The following is a 255-nucleotide window of genomic DNA, read 5'->3' on the forward strand; positions in this document are numbered from 1 at the left end:
CTGTAACACGTACCGAACGCCGCCATCTGTCTGAGGCTCTACATGATGCGTTAACGTCTTGCTCGTCGTCGCAGCGATAAATTTATCTAAATCATCCAAGCTTATTTGATCAGCGGCATCTGTTCTGCCGGTCGCAGTAGCCACGTAATTTTGCCAAATTGCTTGAGGTAAATAGCGACTGATACGCATCGGCTGACTAAAAGTGGCTTTTAGCTCAGGTGATAGTGCTTGATACACAGCATATCCATCACATAT

General features: G+C 45.9%; 1 pseudogene. It reads right to left on the reverse strand.

The features are described 5' to 3' along the window. Window positions 1-237: pseudogene (locus tag AAEY83_RS16795) on the reverse strand (TauD/TfdA family dioxygenase); the annotation flags it as partial. Between the last annotated feature and the right edge of the window lie 18 nt (window positions 238-255).

It is taken from the genome of Psychrobacter sp. TB20-MNA-CIBAN-0197, from assembly GCF_040309765.1.
Lineage (GTDB): Bacteria > Pseudomonadota > Gammaproteobacteria > Pseudomonadales > Moraxellaceae > Psychrobacter > Psychrobacter submarinus.